Consider the following 17619-nt stretch of genomic DNA (forward strand, 5'->3'; position numbering starts at 1 on the left):
GATGCTTGTGTTTTTATCAACGCCGCTCGCAGGCCGCAGGCACAAACGCGCGCCATTGCACCACCAGGGGCTGCTGCTTCTGGGCGCGTGGCCAGGGGATGCTCCAGGTGCCTTCCTTCATCTGCATACCGGGGTAGCTGCCCAGGTCTTGCAGAACGGCAACCGGCGCTGGCTCGCCGTCTTCGGCGTCTTCCGGCCTCCAGGCCCAGAGCGCACCGTGGCGCTGCACGCGCTCGGCTGTCACCCAAGGGGTAAAGCGCGGGTCGCCAAAAAGCAGTACCGATGGCTGGCTGGGGGAATTGATCGCAATCAACCCAGCGGTCCATGCATCGCCGGCTACAGTGTCCAGCGGGCAGGTGGAGAGCTGGTTCCAGGTCTGTTCGGCCTGCTGGGCCAGGGCTGCGGCGGGCCAATCGGATCGCACCGGGCGCTTGCGCCAGTCATGCACGTAAGCCAGGTACGAGCCCGAGAGCAGGGAGATCAGCACCAGCCACACGGTGATGCCGCGCAGCAGGTAGGGCCGCATGCTGGTGATCCACGCTGCTGGCAGCAGGCTGGCCGCCAGCAGGCCGGTGAAGGGCCAGATGGGCACGCCCCACATGTCACGCAAGCGCACGCCGGCCAGCAGGCCCACCAGCACCAGCACCAGACCGGGGCCCAGGGCGATGAGCAGCAGGTAGCGCGGCTGGCTGCTGTGGATCTGCCAGCGCGATTGCGCAGGCGGCAGTTGTTTGGTGAATCGGGTTCGTGCCCAGGCGAACAGCAGCACCAGCAGGAGTGGCAGGTGGTTGAGCACCTGGGTCAGCAGAAAGGACAGGGCGCCCATCTGCGGCGACGCGCCGACCTTGGCGGTGCGCCCCCGCGCATAGGCAAAAGGCAGCCAGTCGTTCTGGTGCAGCCAGAGAACATGCGGGGCAAAGGCGAACGCCATCGCCGCAGTCGCCAGCCATGGGCCGGGCTGGCGCAGTACGCTGCGCGCCGGTGTCAGCACGGTGAAAATGGCCAGGCATGCCAGCAGCAGGCCAACGGAGTACTTGCACAGCAGCCCCACGCCCGCCATCAGGCCCAGTGCCAGCCACTGGCGCAGCTTGCCGTCTTGCCAGGCAGCCAGGTAGAAGTAGCAGATGCCCGCCCAGAAGGGCATCTGCGCAATGTTGTGGTTGAACTCCAGCGCAGGCCGGGTGTAGAAAACCACGCCCATGGTCAGCACGGTGCCGATCAGCGCCCGGTCGCGCGAGACGAGGCGGCAGGCCGTGAGCCACACCAGCCACAGCGTCAGGCCAACGCACAGCTGGCTGAGGATAAAGGGCCCGAAGCGGCCAAACGCCACATAGAACACGTGCAGCGCAATGGGTGGCAGTGGCGGGTGCTTGTAGGTGCCCCATTGCCATTCCCGGCCCCAGCCCAGGCTCTCCACAATGTCCAACGGAAAGCTGGGCGCAAGAAAAGGCGGCACGAGCGACCAGGCCAGCGCATAGATGGCGGCGACCCAGAAAAGGGCGCGCGGCAGAGGGGTGGACGGCAGAGGAGCACGGGTCATGAGCGATGAAAAAAGATCAGATGGCTTACAGGCGGTGATGCAGGGGCACACTGTAAACGCTGCGGACACGGGTAGCGGGCAGTATTGGCAGCGATTGCAGGCGGCGGGGCTATCGGTTATTGCTGAGACCCGCTGCTCAATCCTTGATACGCCGTTGCTCGGTGGGGGCGCCTAGCTGGGAGCGCCAAGCCGGGGGCGCCAAGCCTTGTCGTACGCCTGTGCTGCCTGCGGCTTCGCCTAGCGCGGCCCGGCCTAACGCGGCCCGGCCTAGCGCCTGTTAGCATTCATTATGTTGAGTCGTATCTCATGCGATAGTGAGCGCATGGAGATCTCAGCGGCCCCGCTCAAGCACTGACTGCCGCGCCAATGTGGCCAGCGTCTTGTCACCACGAATGGCAGCCAGTGCCATCTTGGCCTCGAAGGCCGCTGCGTGTGTGCGGCGAGGTCTTCTGCTCATCTCTACTCCTATCGTCACGGGCGATGTCCTCGCCCTGGGGAGCAGTTTTCACACTCATCGGCCTGTTCAGATTTCCAGGATCACTTCTAGTAATATCTGCCGCTTGAGTAATCCATGTGATCGTCCGAGGAAGACTCGCTGCCCCTCCGGGAAGACTCGCTGCCCCTCCGGGAATACTCGCCGCCCCTCCGGGGAGACTCGCTGCCGGTCGGGGAACGGCTGTAAAACACATGATAATTTGCTCCTCCCTGCTGGCTGAGGTAAGCGTTGACCTCCTCACGAGAACTAGCTGAATATCTGCTGTTGATTTGCCGGTCGTCAAACTCCAAGCTATTGCTCCCGCGAGTAGCTGCAACGAGGTGCCCGATGCCGCTTTCACGTTCTATACCGATTGCGAATCGCTTCCCTTCACGAAATCCTGAGACAGTCTCTATCAGTTCGTCGGTCGAGCCGCTGGAACGATAATTTGTGTTACGGCCTGTAAGCTTTTGGAAGGCGTTGGCGAAATCTTCTCGCGACATGCCGTTTTCGTTAATGTAATTCGCCTCTTGCCGTGATAGCCCTAACCGCTCGCAGACTTCCTCCTTGCTACACCCTGCTTTAGCAGCAAGGGTGTGCAGTCCACAGTCATTCTGAGTTCCGTAGTGGTAGGGATCCATACCCATCCGGGCATTCGTTGGCTTGGTTGGCCGATTTCGAGCAATGGTGGAGAGTCCGGCCAGTGGTCCTGATGACCGGGGCGGCGTGCAATTGCTACGTTGGGTTGATGCGTCCAGCCGATTTTCGGACGAGGTACTGGCGATGGCGTTGCTGCGGTTAGGAGAGATTTTCATAATGGCCCTGTGAATTATTAGCCGATCAGAGCGCACCCTACAACGTTCCGTGGGTTGCGCCTCACACAGAGCATGAGTGGCCAGAAGCACATCGGTGGGTGCATTGCCGAAGCACTGAATCGTGAAGCGAAACTTCAGTGGGATAAATCTTTTACAACGACTGTTGAAGAGAGCTCTGATATCACCCGCGCGTCCGCCGAAGCGTTTGTGGCCTGATATGCACCAGGCTCACGCTTGGGCGATTTGGCCAACTTTGAGCACTGGCTCTCAGGTTTTGGACATTGCTGCATGCAAGGGCGGTGGCCAGCTGGCAGTCGGCGAAGTGCCAAATTGGGTGTTCAGTCCTGGCCTGACGCGGCTTGGCGCGGCGCCTCGTCTTCATCGCAAATCTACGATCTGCTGGGTTGTGTTGTTGGCCCTAAGAACCTGTTTGCGATCTCCTCGCGCCGCGACAGTGATTTTCGGGGCGCCCGGCTAGGGATGGGCTGCAACAACGCAGACCGCCCCTGACCGGGCGTCCCTGACCGGGCGTCCCCAAACCCACTGTCCCTCCGGGTTGGAGTGAAATCGGGCGATTTCTGCGCGCTCGCCCTTGCTTGCACCCCGGTGCAAGCTGCGGCCCATCGCTTCGAACTCATCCCGATTGCACTCCAACGCGGGTGCGTAGAGATCGTAAACACGTTCTTATAAGCCGTGGCTGCCAACAGGTGCTTTGAGCGCGGCAGACAGCTGGGCGAGGGATTCATCGCAAGGCGCGCGCAGCTTGAAGTCCAGCTCGGCATCGGCCCGCGTGGCCCCCAGGTTGATGGCTGCCACCGGCAAGCCCAGTTGCTTGGCCGCATGCACGAAGCGCAGGCCCGAATAGACCATGAGCGAGCTGCCGATCACCAGCAGGGCGCGGCTGGCGCTCAGTTGCTCCAGCGCATACTGCTTGCGGGCAAGGGGCACATTCTCGCCGTAAAACACCACATGGGGCTTGAGAATGCCGCCGCACACCGGGCAGGGGGGGACCGAAAAGGCCGAAAAATCCACGCCGCTCAGGTCGGCGTCACCATCGGGCGCGACAGGCGCGTTGTGGTGGTGCCAGTTTGGGTTGGCTGCTACCAGTGCATGCTGAAAGGTGGCGCGGGCGCTGGTAGTGCCGCAGCCCATGCAGATGACCTCGTCCAGGCGGCCATGCAGATCCACCACGTTGCGGCTGCCTGCCTGCTGGTGCAGGCCGTCGACATTCTGCGTGATGGTGGCTTGCACAAAGCCCGCCTGCTCCAACTGAGCCAGCGCACGGTGCGCAAGATTGGGCCGAGCCTGTGAAAATACGGGCCAGCCTGCCAGGCTGCGCGCCCAGTAGCGCTGGCGCGTGGCGGCGTGCGCCATGAAATCCTGAAAATTGACCGGGGCGGGGCGTTTCCATGCGCCATGCTCGTCGCGGTAGTCGGGGATTCCGCTGCCGGTGCTGATGCCGGCGCCGGTGAGCACCGTCCAGCGATGGTGGCGTGCCAGCACGGCAGTCAAATCCTGCAGCGTGCAGGAGGAGAGTGTGGAGGAGGTGGTGGACATAGAAGGCGCTACGAATGGCCGCCATCATGGCATGGCCCGAAAGCCTGGGTGCAGGGGTTGGTGGGGCGGCATTGCAATACACGAATTTCGTGTTGCACGAAATTCGTGTAAACTTTGGGCCATGAAGAATTTGACCATCACCGTGGAAGACAGTGTGCTGGAGTGGGCGCGCGTAGAGGCCGCTCGCCGGGGCACCAGTGTTTCGCGCATGGTAGGCGACTTCATGGCGGAGATGAAGCAGCGTGAAGACTCCTACGAGCGGGCCTACCTCGCCTGGCGTACCGACGAGCGCACCTGGCAGGGTGGCGCTGACGCTGATGGCGCTCCTGCCAAGGAAGCGCGTAGCGCTCAACTGGTACGCGCTGGCGGTCAAACTGGCAAAAATGGCCCAGACGGCAAGAAGGAGCAGGCATGAGCACGGTGTTTGTGGACACCTCGGTCCTGATCGCTTCCGAAAACGTGTCGGACCGCGCGCTGTATGAGGCCACCCTGGGCTGGCTCGACTGGCTCTGGCGCACACGCACGGGTCGCACCGGCAGCCAGGCGCTCACCGAGTTTTACGACCAGGTCACCACGGCTGCCAACCCCATGCCCCAGGGTGACGCCCGGGCTGCCATCCGCCGCTATCAGACATGGACGCCGTGGAAGACCGATGCCGCCACGCTGGAGACCGCATGGGCCGTGCAGGCCCGCCATGCGCTGGATTTTGGCGACTGCCTGGCTGTGGCCTGTGCCCAGCACAGCGGCTGCAGCCATATGCTGAGTTTGCACCTGCCCCACGGTGCAGAGTTTGGCGGCGTGACCGTGCTGCACCCGCTGCTGCAGTCTGCTCCCCAAGGCCAGGGGGCATCAGTGCCCTCCCATCTGGCCAATGCATCTCCCGTGTGAAAGACCCATCCGATGACCGTTTCAGACACCCAGTCCAAAGCCCTGCAACGCATCCGCGCCGATGTGCGCGCCATGCACGGCTACCATGTGCAAGCCTCGCAGGGTCTGCTCAAGATGGACACGATGGAGAACCCCTACCGCCTGTCTTCCGATCTGCAAAAGCAGTTGGGCGAGCGCCTGGGTGCGCTCGAAATCAACCGCTATCCGGGCGAGCGCCAGGAAGTGCTGAAGAACATGCTGGCCAGCTATGCTGGCGCGCCTGCGGGCTCGGTCGTGCTGCTGGGCAATGGCTCGGACGAGCTCATCACTCTGCTGGCGCTGGCTACTGCGCAGCCTGCCCAGGGTGGCCGCGCCACCATGCTGGCGCCCATGCCGGGTTTTGTCATGTACCCGCTGTCGGCCAAGCTGCAGGGGCTGGATTTCATCGGGGTCGATCTGACGGACGAGTTTGATCTGGATGTGCCTGCCATGCAGGCAGCGATTGCCACCCACCAGCCTGCCATCACCTATCTGGCCTATCCCAACAACCCCACGGCAACGCTCTGGGGTGAAGACAAGGTACAGGCCATCATCGATGCGGTGGCGCAGGTGGGAGGCATGGTGGTGATGGACGAGGCCTACCAGCCCTTTGCCTGCCGCAGCTGGATCACCCGCATGCGGGCCGAGCCCGAGCGCAACGCGCATGTGCTGCTGATGCGCACGCTCTCCAAGTTTGGCCTTGCTGGCGCGCGCCTGGGCTACCTGATCGGGCCTGCGGCCATCGTGAACGAGCTGGACAAGGTGCGTCCGCCCTACAACGTGAGCGTGCTCAATTGCGAAGCTGCTATCTTTGCGCTGGAGCACGAGGCGCTGTATGCCGAGCAGGCCGCTGCCATCCGCGCCGAGCGCCAGCCGCTGATCGACGCGCTGGTGGCGATGAACGGCGTCGAGAAAGTCTGGCCGTCCGAGGCGAACATGGTGCTGCTGCGCGTGCGCGATGCAGGCCGGGCGCAGGCCGAGATGAAAACGCGCGGCGTGCTGGTGAAAAACGTATCGGCCATGCACCCCAAACTGAACAACTGCCTGCGCTTGACCGTGGGTACCCGCGAAGAAAACGCCCAGATGCTGGCGGCATTGAAAGAAAGCCTATGAGCAATATCATCCCCTCTGCAGCCCAACCACTGCCCCGCATCGCCGAGGTGCAGCGCAACACGGCAGAAACCCGCATCGCCGTGCGCGTCAACCTTGACGGTACCGGCAAGGCACGCCTCAATTCCGGCATCGGATTTCTTGACCACATGATTGACCAGATCGCCCGCCACGGCCTGATCGATCTGGACATCGAATGCGCAGGCGATCTGCACATTGACGGACATCACACGGTCGAAGACATCGGCATCACCCTGGGCCAGGCCTTTGCCAAGGCCGTGGGCGACAAGAAAGGCATCCGCCGCTACGGCCACGCCTACGTACCGCTGGACGAGGCGCTCTCGCGCGTAGTGATCGATTTTTCGGGCCGCCCCGGCCTGCACATGGATGTCAAGTTCACCGCAGGCAGCATCGGCCAGCTCGATACGCAATTGGTGTACGAGTTCTTTCAGGGGTTTGTGAACCACGCGGGCGTCACCCTGCACATTGACAACCTCAAGGGATTCAATGCCCACCACCAATGTGAAACCATCTTCAAGGCTTTTGCGCGTGCGCTACGCTTTGCGCTGGAGCATGATGAGCGCATGGCGGGTGTCATCCCCTCCACCAAGGGTGCTCTCTAAATAAGAGCTGGTAGCGCTTGCTACATTCAGTTTTCAATGTGAATTCATTCTGAAATCCACTATCAACAAGCGGTAGCTGCTATGAATTTAAGTAAGAACACCGTGGCGGTGGTCGATTACGGCATGGGCAACCTGCGTTCGGTATCGCAGGCGGTGCAGGCCGCTGCGGCTGGTTCTGCGGTGCAGGTCGTGGTCACCTCCGATCCGGACGTGGTGCGCGCTGCCACACGTATCGTGCTGCCCGGCCAAGGCGCCATCCGCGATTGCATGGCTGAACTCCGAGCCTCCGGCCTGCAGGAGAGCGTGCTGGAAGCTGCGGCCACAAAGCCGATGTTTGGGGTGTGCGTGGGCATGCAGATGCTGCTTGACCACAGCGAAGAAGGCGATACGCCGGGCCTGGGCCTGATTGCCGGGCAAGTGAGAAAGTTTCAGCTGGCGGGCCGCGTGCAGGCCGATGGCAGCCGCTACAAGGTGCCGCAGATGGGCTGGAACCAGGTGCGGCAGCAGACCCCAGCGGGCAAGCCGCACCCGATCTGGCAAGGGGTGCCCGACGAGTCGTATTTCTACTTCGTGCACAGCTTCTATGCCGAGCCCGCAGAGGCCAGCCAATGCCATGGCACGGCCGAGTATGGCGAGCACTTTGCATGCGCGATTGGCCGCGATAATATTTTTGCGACACAATTCCACCCAGAAAAGAGTGCGGATCAGGGCCTGGCGCTGTACCGCAACTTCTTACACTGGAATCCCTAAGAACGTGTTTACGATCTCAACCCTTTCTAGTTTTTCAACGTCAGCCAACCACCACCATGCTGCTCATTCCTGCCATTGATCTGAAGGACGGTCACTGCGTACGCCTGAAACAGGGCGATATGGATCAATCCACCACATTCGGCGAAGACCCTGTCGAGGTTGCACGCCGCTGGTACGATGCGGGCGCCCGCCGTCTGCATCTGGTGGATTTGAATGGCGCGTTCGCCGGCCAGCCCAAGAACCTGAATGTCATCAAGGCGATCCTCAAGGAGTTCGGCGAAGAACTCCCGGTGCAACTGGGCGGTGGCATCCGCGACCTGGACACCATCGAGCGCTACATCGATGCCGGCATGCAGTACGTCATCATCGGCACCGCAGCCATCAAGAACCCCGGTTTTCTGCAGGACGCCTGCACGGCGTTTGCCGGCCACATCATCGTGGGCCTCGATGCCAAGGACGGCATGGTGGCCACCGATGGCTGGAGCAAGATTACCAACCACTCGGTCATCGACACCGCCAAGCGCTTCGAGGACTGGGGCGTGGAGTCGATCATCTACACCGACATTGGCCGCGATGGCATGCTCACCGGCATCAATGTGGACGCCACGGTCAAGCTGGCGCAGGCCATCCGCATTCCGGTGATCGCGTCGGGAGGTCTCTCGGGCATGGCCGATATCGAGGCGCTCTGCGCGGTTGAATCCGAAGGCGTGGAAGGCGTGATCTGCGGCCGCGCCATCTACACCGGCGACCTGGATTTTGAAGCAGCCCAGGAGCGGGCTGACGAGTTGAGCGAAGGCTGAGGCAGCCTGCGCCACCCGCAAAGCCGCACCTGGTGCGGCTTTTTCTATTGCAACAAACCGTTGAGGTGTGTGTCCGGCAGCCGTGCGAAAAACACCTGCCAGGACGAGACGCGGCTGAGTGGAGCGTTGTCATATCAATGAATCTCGACTTGATTCTGATAAATGTCAACAAATGCTAGTTGTTACCGTGTGGCACATATGATATGGGCCAAATTCGCCGCAATTTACCGGCGTATCGGACAATAGGCTTCGCGCGAAATGTCAGAATCCATAGCAGATGCTGGAAACGCATTCCGCAAGACCGTTAGAAAGCACCCCGTGATACTCGTGACTGGCGGAGCCGGCTATATTGGCTCTCACCTCTGTGTTGCCCTCGCAGAAGCAGGGCTGCCCTTTTTGATCCTGGACAACTTCAGCAACGCACGCCGTTCGGTGCTGCAGCGGCTGGAAAAGATCCTGGGTTTTGCGCCTCCGTGTATCGATGCCGACGTGCGGGACACCGCCATGCTTGAGCAGCTGTTTGACGAGCAGCATTTCGATGCGGTGATACACAACGCCTTTCTCACATCATCAGCTGACGCCGCGCGCGAGCCGCTGCGTTACTACGACAACAACGTCTCGGGCACGGTGGGTCTGTTGCGCGCCATGCAGACCGCAGGCATCCGCAATCTGATCGTTTCATCATCTGCCATCGTCTATGGCGACACGCCTGCCATGCCTGTGCGCGAAGATGCGCAGATTTCCGCCAGCACCCCATACGGGCAGACTGCGTTGATGGTCGAGCAGGTGCTCACCAGCCTGGACGAGGCCTCACCCAAGCGCTGGCGCATGGCGTTGCTGCGCAGCTTCAATGCCGTGGGTTGCCACGAAAGCGGCCTGATCGCTGAAGACCCGCCTCGCATGTCTACCCATGTGGCGCCTTACCTGGCCCAAGTGGCGGCAGGCAAGCGTGACTGCCTGCGCATCTTTGGCAACGACTATGCCACGCCCGATGGCACACCGCTGCGCGATTATCTGCATGTGACCGACCTGGCGCGCGCCTATGTCGCCACATTGCATTACCTGCGTGGCCATGCGGGGCTGCTCCGACTCAATGTCGGCTCGGGCCAGCCCACATCGGTGCTCGGGCTGGTGCGCGCTTTTGAACATGCCAATGGCCGCGCGGTGCCCTTCCGGGTCGGGCCGCGCCGCAATGGAGATGCCGCCCACTGCTGGGCTGATATCAGCCAGGCGCGGGCGCTGCTGGGCTGGCAGCCGCAGCTCGGGCTTGATCGCATGATGGAAGATGTCTGGCGCTGGCAGATCGGCATGGGCCGCAGCGTGCATTGACCTTCTGCCGCCACACCGGATAGCCGCTGCAGAGATCAGTGATTTCTGCAGCGGTTTTTCATTGGCGGCTATGACGCGCAGGTGAAACGGGGCAGGGGCTTTTTGCCGATGGACGGCCACTGCCGCGGCCTGGCGTGGTATGGTTTTGCCCTGTAGAAAATCCGTCTGTCTTCTTCCCTTCTGTCACGAGAGTCTCCATGCTTGCCAAACGCATCATTCCCTGCCTGGACGTCACGGGCGGCCGTGTCGTCAAAGGTGTCAATTTTGTCGAGTTGCGTGACGCCGGCGACCCGGTGGAAATCGCAGCACGCTACAACGCGCAGGGCGCGGACGAGCTGACTTTTCTGGACATCACCGCCACCAGCGACGGGCGTGACCTGATCCTGCCCATCATCGAGGCCGTGGCCAGCCAGGTATTCATTCCGCTGACGGTCGGCGGCGGCGTGCGCACGGTTGAAGACGTGCGCCGCCTGCTCAATGCCGGTGCGGACAAGACCAGCTTCAACTCGGCGGCCATTGCCAATCCGGATGTGATCAATGCCGCGAGCGACAAATACGGCGCGCAATGCATCGTGGTGGCCATCGATGCCAAGCGCCGCAGCGCCCAGGACGAGCAACGCATCGGCACCAATGGCCAGCCTGTGGGCGCCGGGTGGGATGTCTACAGCCATGGCGGCCGCAAGAACACGGGCATGGATGCCGTGCGATGGGCTGCCGAAATGGCCACCCGCGGCGCGGGCGAGATTTTGCTGACCAGCATGGACCGCGATGGCACCAAGAGCGGCTTTGACCTTCAGCTCACTCGTGCCGTGGCTGATGCCGTGGGCGTGCCGGTGATCGCATCGGGCGGAGTTGGCAATCTGGAGCACCTGGCCGATGGCGTCACTGTGGGCGGTGCGGATGCAGTACTGGCCGCCAGCATCTTCCACTACGGCGAATACACCGTAGGGCAGGCCAAGGCATTGATGGCGCAGCGGGGCATTCCTGTGCGGCAATAGGTTCTTGCTGGCCTTTTGAGCCAGACACTTTCAAAAAAGAGCTGCCAGCGCTTTTCACAGAAGCGCTGGCAGCTCTTTTTTCATCCTCATTTCTGTGGATTCTGGTACTGCGGCTGACTGGCGCAATGCTGCCGCCCGACATCGGGCGAGGGAGATTTGTTGCGATTTCTAAAAAATATCTAATCAGTTCTATCAAAAATTTTGATCAATGGTGGGTGTGTGCGCATCCTCGTTTCATGGGGCTTCAGGAGGGTGTTCCTTGTTGCACACCAGAGGAGAACGATTGGAAAATAGAATTATTAACAATTAGATTAAAATTTATAAAATGATTCATTTGTACAATAGTTACAAATATTCATAACCAATGGCGATTCTTAAATCTATTTAAATACTTGAGCGTCAGTAGCCATGCAAAGCGGCGGAGGATGGGTGTGTTGAGGATGAATCCTCTCACGCCCACTTTCGCCGCTTTGCATTTTTCTGGTCTGCTCGGTTAGATGAAGAGTAATGATGATCATTCCAGACCCGTATCGGAGTGCAACGCCCCCACAGGCACTGTCCTTCCCGGTTTCTCACTTCCGCAAACCCCCTCAGGTCTTGAACTGGCGCCCATGGGCGTTGGGGGGCGTTCTGGCGATGGCCTTTGCCGCGGCAGTGCCAGCGCAAGCCCAGGTGCAGCGCATCTTTGTCAATCCGGGCTTTGAGGAGCCGGTGCTGCCCGCCAACTGTTACCAAACCATGCCCAGCGACAACGTGCCGGGCTGGGACACCACGCACCGGGCGGGCGCAGTGAGCGGTACCTGCAACCTGCCCAACCTCGTGGCCACGGGCGGGCTGATCGAGGTGTGGAGCTCCAGCTTCCTGGGGGTTGCCGCAAGAAATGGCTCCAACTTTGTAGAGCTGAACGCCAATGAGGCCTCGCGGCTCTACCAGAAGATCTGTCTGGTACAGGGTGAAACGGTCAACTGGCGGTTTAGCCACCGGGGCCGATCAAGCGCCACGGTCAGAGACGTGGCAGAGGTCAAGATCGGCGCCACAACCTCGGTCGCGCAGGTGGGAACGACATCAACCGGTGCAATGGACACACCGATTGCCTACCTGGGAACGGTCAATACGCCGGTGCCGGCTGCCACCAATGGCTGGCGCGACTACAGCGGCACCTTCACGTATGCGGGAGCGACCGGCGGTACCAACTTTGGATTTGAGTCCATCAGCTCGGCTGGCGGAGCCGGCTCAGGAAACTTCCTGGACAACGTGCAATTGGCCCTCACTCCGTTTGTCGATTTCTCCAAGACCAGCTACTCGGATCTGGAAGGCGACAGTGGCTCGCAAAGAGGCACTGATCTGCCCACCTTTCGGGTCAATGGCGTGGTTCCTGCGGGAGGCATGACCGTCACCGTCAAGATCACCGGCGGAAGCGCGGTGCGGGGTGTCGATTACTTCACGGGCACGAGCAGTGGCACCAGCGATACATTCACAGTCAATGTGCCAGCTGGCAGCTATGACGGAGCATCGGCTGCCAGCTTGATCCAGCTGCCAATCTATATTGTCGGCAACGCCGTTGCCGGAGCCAGCAAGACCATCAACTTCGAGATCCAGTCATCCTCCCAATATGTGCGCAGCTCCAATGATGTGTGCGGGCAGGATGCGTCGCCAGCGGTCTATACCATCGTTGATGATGATGGCCCCCTGAACGTCAAGAAAACCGTGACATCGGCCCCTGTGCCGGTCGCGGGCCAGCCTGCGCAGTTCGACATCGGCTACACGGTTGTGGTGACGAACGACACTGCGAGCAACAGAACCTATGCATTGACCGACACGCCGGGCTTTGATGGCGATGTGACGATCAACAGCCTGCAGTCGCTGACATGCACCCGAAGCGGTGGCGGAGGCACAACCTGCGGCGGCACTCCGCCCAGCTCCGTCAATGGGGCTGGCCCCTGGACGCTGAGCAGCAGCCATGGGCTCGCCAGCGGCCGAACCGAAACCTATTCGATGGTCGTGCGCTTCACGGTCAAACCGGGCAAGCTGGGTGCTGACATCTGCGATGGAACGACTGGCAAAGGCTTGTTCAACAGCGTAACCGCGACGGTCACCGGCATGGGAGCAGGCACGAGCAGCGATGCCGCTTGCCAAAATACACCCACGCCTGTGTGGGTCACCCTCAACAAGAGCCTGACGGGTCGCATCGCGGCGACCGATCAGTTCCAGATCCGCATGTCCTCTGGTGGCATTCCTGCAGCCAGCGCCACCACATCGGGCGCGGCTGTGCCAGCTTCTGCCACCACTGGCACGCAGGTGTTCCAGGCAGGCAAAACGCTGCAGTTCTTTGAAGCCCTCAAAGCCAATGGCACTGGCGCAGACCAGCTGCCCAGCGCCTACACCTCCAGCATCAGCTGCACGGGCTCTACGGCGACTGCGCCCAGCGGAGCGGGAACGGTGCAGGGCGCACAGTTGCAGTGGCCGGAATTCAATCCCGTGGCCGGAGACAACATCGTCTGCACCATCACCAATGCTCCCATTACCTACAACGTCACGGCCACGGCCAATCCGGTGGGGGGAGGTGTCGTCAATGGCGGCAGTGCCAACTGCACGCCATCGCCGGTAGCGGGCGGCGTCTCCAGCACCTGTCAGGTCACCAGCACCACGCCGGGCTGGAGCTTTACGGGCTGGACAGGCGCCACCTGCAGCCAGGGGCAGAGTACCAACAGCTGTACCTTGACGCCGACGAATGCCGATATGGCCGTGGTGGCCAATTTTGTGCCTTTGCCCGGTACCTTGACCGTCAGCAAGACCGTATCCGGTGGCCCCAGCCCGCTGCCTGCCCTGAGCTTTCCTTTCAGCGTGAGCTGCTCTGGCGGTGCTGCTCCATTCAATGCCAGCGGCAATGTGGCCGCAGGTGGCTCGGCGCAGGTGACTGGCGTTCCGGCGGGCTCCACCTGCAGTGTGACCGAGGGCAATAAACCTGCTGTACCCGGCTACACCTGGGGCATGGAGCAGATCACGAACCCAGCGGGGGCCATGGCGCCTGGCGGATCGTTGGTGGCGAGCATTGCCAATGCGCTCAGCGCCAATCCTGGCGTCTTGACGGTGAGCAAGACGGTCTCCGGCGGCCCCAGCCCGCTGCCTGCCCTGAGCTTTCCTTTCAGCGTGAGCTGTACGGGTGGTACAGCGCCTGCTGGCGGCTTTTCTGCAAGCGGTAGCGTCTCCGCAGGCGGCTCAACGTCGGTGAGCAATATCCCGGTGGGCTCTACCTGCACGGTTACCGAAGGGGCCAAGCCACCAGTAACCCATTACACATGGGGCGCAGAGCAGGTCACGAACCCCGCTGCACCCATGGCAGCGGGCGGCACGCTGGCGGCCAGCATCGCCAACTCCCTCACGCGCGATCAGGTGAGCGTCACCATCAACAAGACCGTGACGGGCGCGTCAGCCGCTGGTGCGCCGGGCAGCTACGGCTTCTCGCTGGTCTGCGATACCGGCACCTACACCGGTGCGGTCAGCATTGCGGCCAATGGCGTCTCTGGCAGTGCCACGGTGCAAGTACCGCAAGGTGCCCTGTGCTCTGCCTTGAATGAAACCAGCAAGGCAGCGCCGCCAGCCGACCACACCTGGGCTGCGGAAAGCACAACCACGCCAGCGGGTGCCATTGCTGCAGGTGCGACGGGCAGCATCGTCAACCCGCTCAAGACCAATGCCAAGGTCACTCTGCAAAAGACGGGCCCACGCATTGCGCTGACGGGCGAGCAGTTCAACTACACGCTGACACTCACCAATACCGGCGAGCTGCCCACGGCAGGGGCCCTGATGGTGCAGGACCTGCTGCCAGAAGGCATGGAGTTCGTGGCGGCCCAGGGCGACATCTGTACCGGCGCTGCCAGCGACAAACAGACCTTGCTGACCTGTACTGTGCCGGGCCCCTTGACGGAGGCCGGCGGATCCATGCCTTCGACAACGTTCACCGTGACAGTCAAGGCACCGGCCACGGCGGGAGCATTGATCAATTACGCGGCAACCCATCCCGGCGGTAGCGGCAATCCGCCAAGTCCGCCCGGCGCTGCCTGTGATGTGGCAACGACCAGCTGTGCCAATTGGGCCACCGAGGTGAACACGCCTGCAGCGCTGACGGTAGAAAAATCTGCGCCTGCGATCAGTGCAGCCGGTGGCCTCAACCAGTACACGGCAAGCTACCAGCTGACGGTGAGGAACACAGGCGGCTCGGAGGGCAGCTATACGCTCTCGGACACCCCTGGCTTTGCCGGCAGCGCCACCTTGACCAGCATCAATGCCCAGTCAGCAGGCGGCGGTGTGCTGGGCGGGGCCTTCCCCATCAACAACCCTGCCAACGGAGCGGCGCAGCAGATTGGCGCATCGAGCCTGCCCATCGCTGCCGGGACAACGCACACCTACACGGTCACCATTGACTACACGATGGTGGGGGGCTCGGCGCTGGCCTGCAGCGGCAGTGCGGGCAATGGTGCCTTCAATACCGCCAGCATTACCGGTACGACGGCTGCAAGCGCCAATGCCTGCGGCGATCTGACGGGGCAGGCCACGGCTGGCATCACACTCAAGAAAGCGTGGAACAACGGCAAGAGCGGTGATGCGGTGACCCTGGCCATCTCCGGCTCCGGCGTGACCGGTGCGGTGGGCGGCAGCTCGGCTGTAAGCGGCGCAGTGGTGGATGCCACGGCGACCGCCATCGTTGGCAGCACTGTGGCGATTGCAGAAAGCTGGACGGCAGGCAACAGCGCCAACTATGACGTGGCCTACAGCTGCGACAACGGCATTGGTGCGGCAACGAGCTTTACCATGCCCAATGCCGCAGTCACCTGCACGGTAACCAACACCCGCAAGAGCGCGCAGCTCAAGCTGGCCAAGCAGTGGATCAACGGCACCAGTGGCGATACGGTCAACATCACGGCCACCTACAACGGCACCACAGCCTCCATCATCTCGACCGCCGGTAACGCGGACAAGACCGATATCGGCACCAATGCCGCCACCGTGTATGCGGGCGACGTGCTGACGCTGCCCGAAGAAGTGTTCTCCAACCCTGACAATGCTGCCAAGTACACCAAGACGGTGTCGTGCAGCGCTGGCAGCTTGGCGGGCAAGGACCTGACGGTGCCAGCTGGTGCGCCAGAGTTGCTGTGTACCTACAAGAACAGCGGCTTGCCGCAGGTCTCGGCCATCAAGGCGGCAGAGCCTGCTGCGCTGATCAAGGGTGCATCCGGCCAGAAATACGTGATCACCATGACCGTGGCCGGTGCGCCGACCACGGATGTGATCACCATTGCCGATGCACTGCCCAGCGGCATCAAGCTGGCGGGTGCGCCGACGGTAGAGGCGGGCACGGGCACGAGCGTGCCCAAGCTGGAGGCTTGCGGCGCCGCAGGTGATACCAGCCTGGGAGCGGATTGCGTACTCAGCGGCACCACGGGTGTGACGCTGAACCTGGGCACCTACATCATCACGATCCCCATCGACACCAGTGATGCCACCGTGGGAGCGACTGCGGGCAACAACACGGCGCACCTGAGCGGCGGAGGCGATCGAGCCTGCAAGCTCGATGGCAACCCGCTGGCCTGCAACCCCAGCACGGAAAATGTGCCTGTGAATACGCCTGCGGCACTCCTCGTGGCCAAGACCAATGGTGTGAACCAGCTGACGGCGGGCACCCAGACTACGTACACCGTCACCATCACCAACACCGGTGGCACGGCGGCAAGCGGGGTGGAATGGCGCGACGTGGTGGGCAGCGGCCTGCTGGACATCGCCAGCATTGCCCCCGTGGCGGCTTCGGCCGGCTCTGACCTCGGCACCTGCACGGGGCTGGCTTGCACGGGCATCACGGTGGCGGCCAATGGAGGCTCTGTCAGCTACACAGTGACTGGCACTGTCGGCGCGGCAGCACCTGGGGCGCGGGCCGTGAACACGGCCAACGTGGTGGGTGGTGGTTGCGTGGCAGGCGCAGGCACCGACCCCAGCACACCGGCAAGCTGCACTGCCACGGACAGCGATCCGATCGAGCCGGTGCCGCCGGTAGTCGTCGATCCGCCCTTCATCACCAAGGCCGCCGCACAGGGCAGCGATGGGCATGTGAAGTGGAGCATCGTGCTGGACAACCCCAATCCTGCGGCGATGGTGGTGCAGATGCGCGACCCGATGCCTGAAGGCATGACCTTCGTCAGCGGCAGCGTGAGCTGCGCGGCCAATGGCGCCTCCACGGTGGTGGCGCCGCCTGCGGGCTGTTACTACGACCAGGCGAACAACCGCCTCGTTGTGGATGCCACGCTGGCACCGGACAACGGAACGGCCACAGGTGCAAACCGGGTTGAAGTGGTGTTTGAGGCGCAGTTCGTGGCCACTCCCGCCCCTGTCACCAATACGGCGCAGGCCTGTTGGGATACGCAGAACGATTCGGCAGGCATCCATGCCTGCACGGCGAGCCTCTCGGCTGCAGCCACCTACACGCCTGGTCCGAAACCGCCTGCCGTGCCTGCGCCCGTGCCGGTGGATTCGCGCACGATGCTGTTGCTGCTGGCCGTACTGCTGATGCTGGCTGCAGGCTGGCAAAGCAGGAGCGGCAGGCGATAGGACGCGATAAGCGTAGAACTGGCCTCGAAAGGCTGGCGTGCGGAGCGCCAGCCTTTTTTATTTCTTTTCCTTGTCAGCCCAGAATTGCTGATTGCCATCAAAAATTGGGCTGTCTG

Annotated in this window: 12 protein-coding genes; 9 read left to right on the forward strand and 3 right to left on the reverse strand. The window is 62.1% G+C overall.

Annotation, left to right across the window (positions count from 1 at the left end; genetic code table 11):
• Nucleotides 1-16 precede the first annotated feature (16 nt).
• The 3 genes from HNP33_RS07835 to HNP33_RS07840 form a co-directional block, all read right to left on the reverse strand.
• Nucleotides 17-1540 carry a glycosyltransferase family 39 protein gene (locus HNP33_RS07835; protein WP_184707044.1) on the reverse strand — a complete coding sequence of 508 codons (1524 nt, stop codon included), beginning with the start codon at nucleotides 1538-1540 and terminating at the stop codon, nucleotides 17-19.
• Nucleotides 1541-1871: 331 nt separating this feature from the next.
• On the reverse strand, nucleotides 1872-1997 hold the full coding sequence (locus tag HNP33_RS21180) for a hypothetical protein (RefSeq protein WP_267906709.1): 126 nt from the start codon (nucleotides 1995-1997) through the stop codon (nucleotides 1872-1874).
• Nucleotides 1998-3514: 1517 nt separating this feature from the next.
• Entirely contained in the window at nucleotides 3515-4387 is an 873-nt protein-coding gene (locus tag HNP33_RS07840; protein ID WP_184707049.1) for an NAD-dependent protein deacetylase, read from the reverse strand.
• Between the two features lie 121 nt (nucleotides 4388-4508).
• On the opposite strand from HNP33_RS07840, the gene HNP33_RS07845 reads away from it, so the two are divergent.
• From HNP33_RS07845 to HNP33_RS07885, 9 genes are all read left to right on the forward strand, one after another.
• Complete coding sequence (locus HNP33_RS07845; protein ID WP_184707051.1) at nucleotides 4509-4802, forward strand: DUF6364 family protein; 294 nt, start codon at nucleotides 4509-4511, stop codon at nucleotides 4800-4802.
• Nucleotides 4799-5275, forward strand: a complete 477-nt coding sequence (locus tag HNP33_RS07850) for a PIN domain-containing protein (protein ID WP_184707052.1) — start codon at nucleotides 4799-4801, stop codon at nucleotides 5273-5275. The genes HNP33_RS07845 and HNP33_RS07850 overlap by 4 nt, the downstream gene beginning before the upstream one ends.
• 12 nt (nucleotides 5276-5287) lie before the next feature.
• Nucleotides 5288-6406, forward strand: a complete 1119-nt coding sequence (hisC, locus tag HNP33_RS07855; protein ID WP_184707055.1) for a histidinol-phosphate transaminase — start codon at nucleotides 5288-5290, stop codon at nucleotides 6404-6406.
• On the forward strand, nucleotides 6403-7026 hold the full coding sequence (gene hisB, locus HNP33_RS07860; protein ID WP_184707057.1) for an imidazoleglycerol-phosphate dehydratase HisB: 624 nt from the start codon (nucleotides 6403-6405) through the stop codon (nucleotides 7024-7026). The genes hisC and hisB overlap by 4 nt, the downstream gene beginning before the upstream one ends.
• An 81-nt stretch (nucleotides 7027-7107) precedes the next feature.
• Nucleotides 7108-7776, forward strand: a complete 669-nt coding sequence (gene hisH, locus HNP33_RS07865) for an imidazole glycerol phosphate synthase subunit HisH (RefSeq protein ID WP_184707059.1) — start codon at nucleotides 7108-7110, stop codon at nucleotides 7774-7776.
• A 56-nt stretch (nucleotides 7777-7832) separates the two neighbouring features.
• On the forward strand, nucleotides 7833-8576 hold the full coding sequence (gene hisA, locus HNP33_RS07870; protein WP_184707061.1) for a 1-(5-phosphoribosyl)-5-[(5-phosphoribosylamino)methylideneamino]imidazole-4-carboxamide isomerase: 744 nt from the start codon (nucleotides 7833-7835) through the stop codon (nucleotides 8574-8576).
• 318 nt (nucleotides 8577-8894) lie between these two features.
• Nucleotides 8895-9905, forward strand: a complete 1011-nt coding sequence (gene galE, locus HNP33_RS07875; RefSeq protein ID WP_184707171.1) for a UDP-glucose 4-epimerase GalE — start codon at nucleotides 8895-8897, stop codon at nucleotides 9903-9905.
• A gap of 197 nt (nucleotides 9906-10102) precedes the next feature.
• Entirely contained in the window at nucleotides 10103-10903 is an 801-nt protein-coding gene (gene hisF, locus HNP33_RS07880) for an imidazole glycerol phosphate synthase subunit HisF (RefSeq protein ID WP_184707063.1), read from the forward strand.
• A 510-nt stretch (nucleotides 10904-11413) separates the two neighbouring features.
• Nucleotides 11414-17503, forward strand: coding sequence for a beta strand repeat-containing protein (locus HNP33_RS07885; RefSeq protein ID WP_184707065.1), 6090 nt, complete (start codon nucleotides 11414-11416; stop codon nucleotides 17501-17503).
• Nucleotides 17504-17619: the final 116 nt, after the last annotated feature.

The organism is Comamonas odontotermitis (genome assembly GCF_014207855.1).
Lineage (GTDB): Bacteria > Pseudomonadota > Gammaproteobacteria > Burkholderiales > Burkholderiaceae_C > Comamonas > Comamonas odontotermitis_A.

What these genes read in the sequence shown, in the direction of transcription:
- HNP33_RS07835 (WP_184707044.1), bottom strand. Translation starts at nt 1,540, where the DNA reads ATGACCCGTGCTCCTCTGCCGTCCACCCCTCTGCCGCGCGCCCTTTTC.
- HNP33_RS21180 (WP_267906709.1), bottom strand. Translation starts at nt 1,997, where the DNA reads ATGAGCAGAAGACCTCGCCGCACACACGCAGCGGCCTTCGAGGCCAAG.
- HNP33_RS07840 (WP_184707049.1), bottom strand. Translation starts at nt 4,387, where the DNA reads ATGTCCACCACCTCCTCCACACTCTCCTCCTGCACGCTGCAGGATTTG.
- HNP33_RS07845 (WP_184707051.1), top strand. Translation starts at nt 4,509, where the DNA reads ATGAAGAATTTGACCATCACCGTGGAAGACAGTGTGCTGGAGTGGGCG.
- HNP33_RS07850 (WP_184707052.1), top strand. Translation starts at nt 4,799, where the DNA reads ATGAGCACGGTGTTTGTGGACACCTCGGTCCTGATCGCTTCCGAAAAC.
- hisC (WP_184707055.1), top strand. Translation starts at nt 5,288, where the DNA reads ATGACCGTTTCAGACACCCAGTCCAAAGCCCTGCAACGCATCCGCGCC.
- hisB (WP_184707057.1), top strand. Translation starts at nt 6,403, where the DNA reads ATGAGCAATATCATCCCCTCTGCAGCCCAACCACTGCCCCGCATCGCC.
- hisH (WP_184707059.1), top strand. Translation starts at nt 7,108, where the DNA reads ATGAATTTAAGTAAGAACACCGTGGCGGTGGTCGATTACGGCATGGGC.
- hisA (WP_184707061.1), top strand. Translation starts at nt 7,833, where the DNA reads ATGCTGCTCATTCCTGCCATTGATCTGAAGGACGGTCACTGCGTACGC.
- hisF (WP_184707063.1), top strand. Translation starts at nt 10,103, where the DNA reads ATGCTTGCCAAACGCATCATTCCCTGCCTGGACGTCACGGGCGGCCGT.
- HNP33_RS07885 (WP_184707065.1), top strand. Translation starts at nt 11,414, where the DNA reads ATGATCATTCCAGACCCGTATCGGAGTGCAACGCCCCCACAGGCACTG.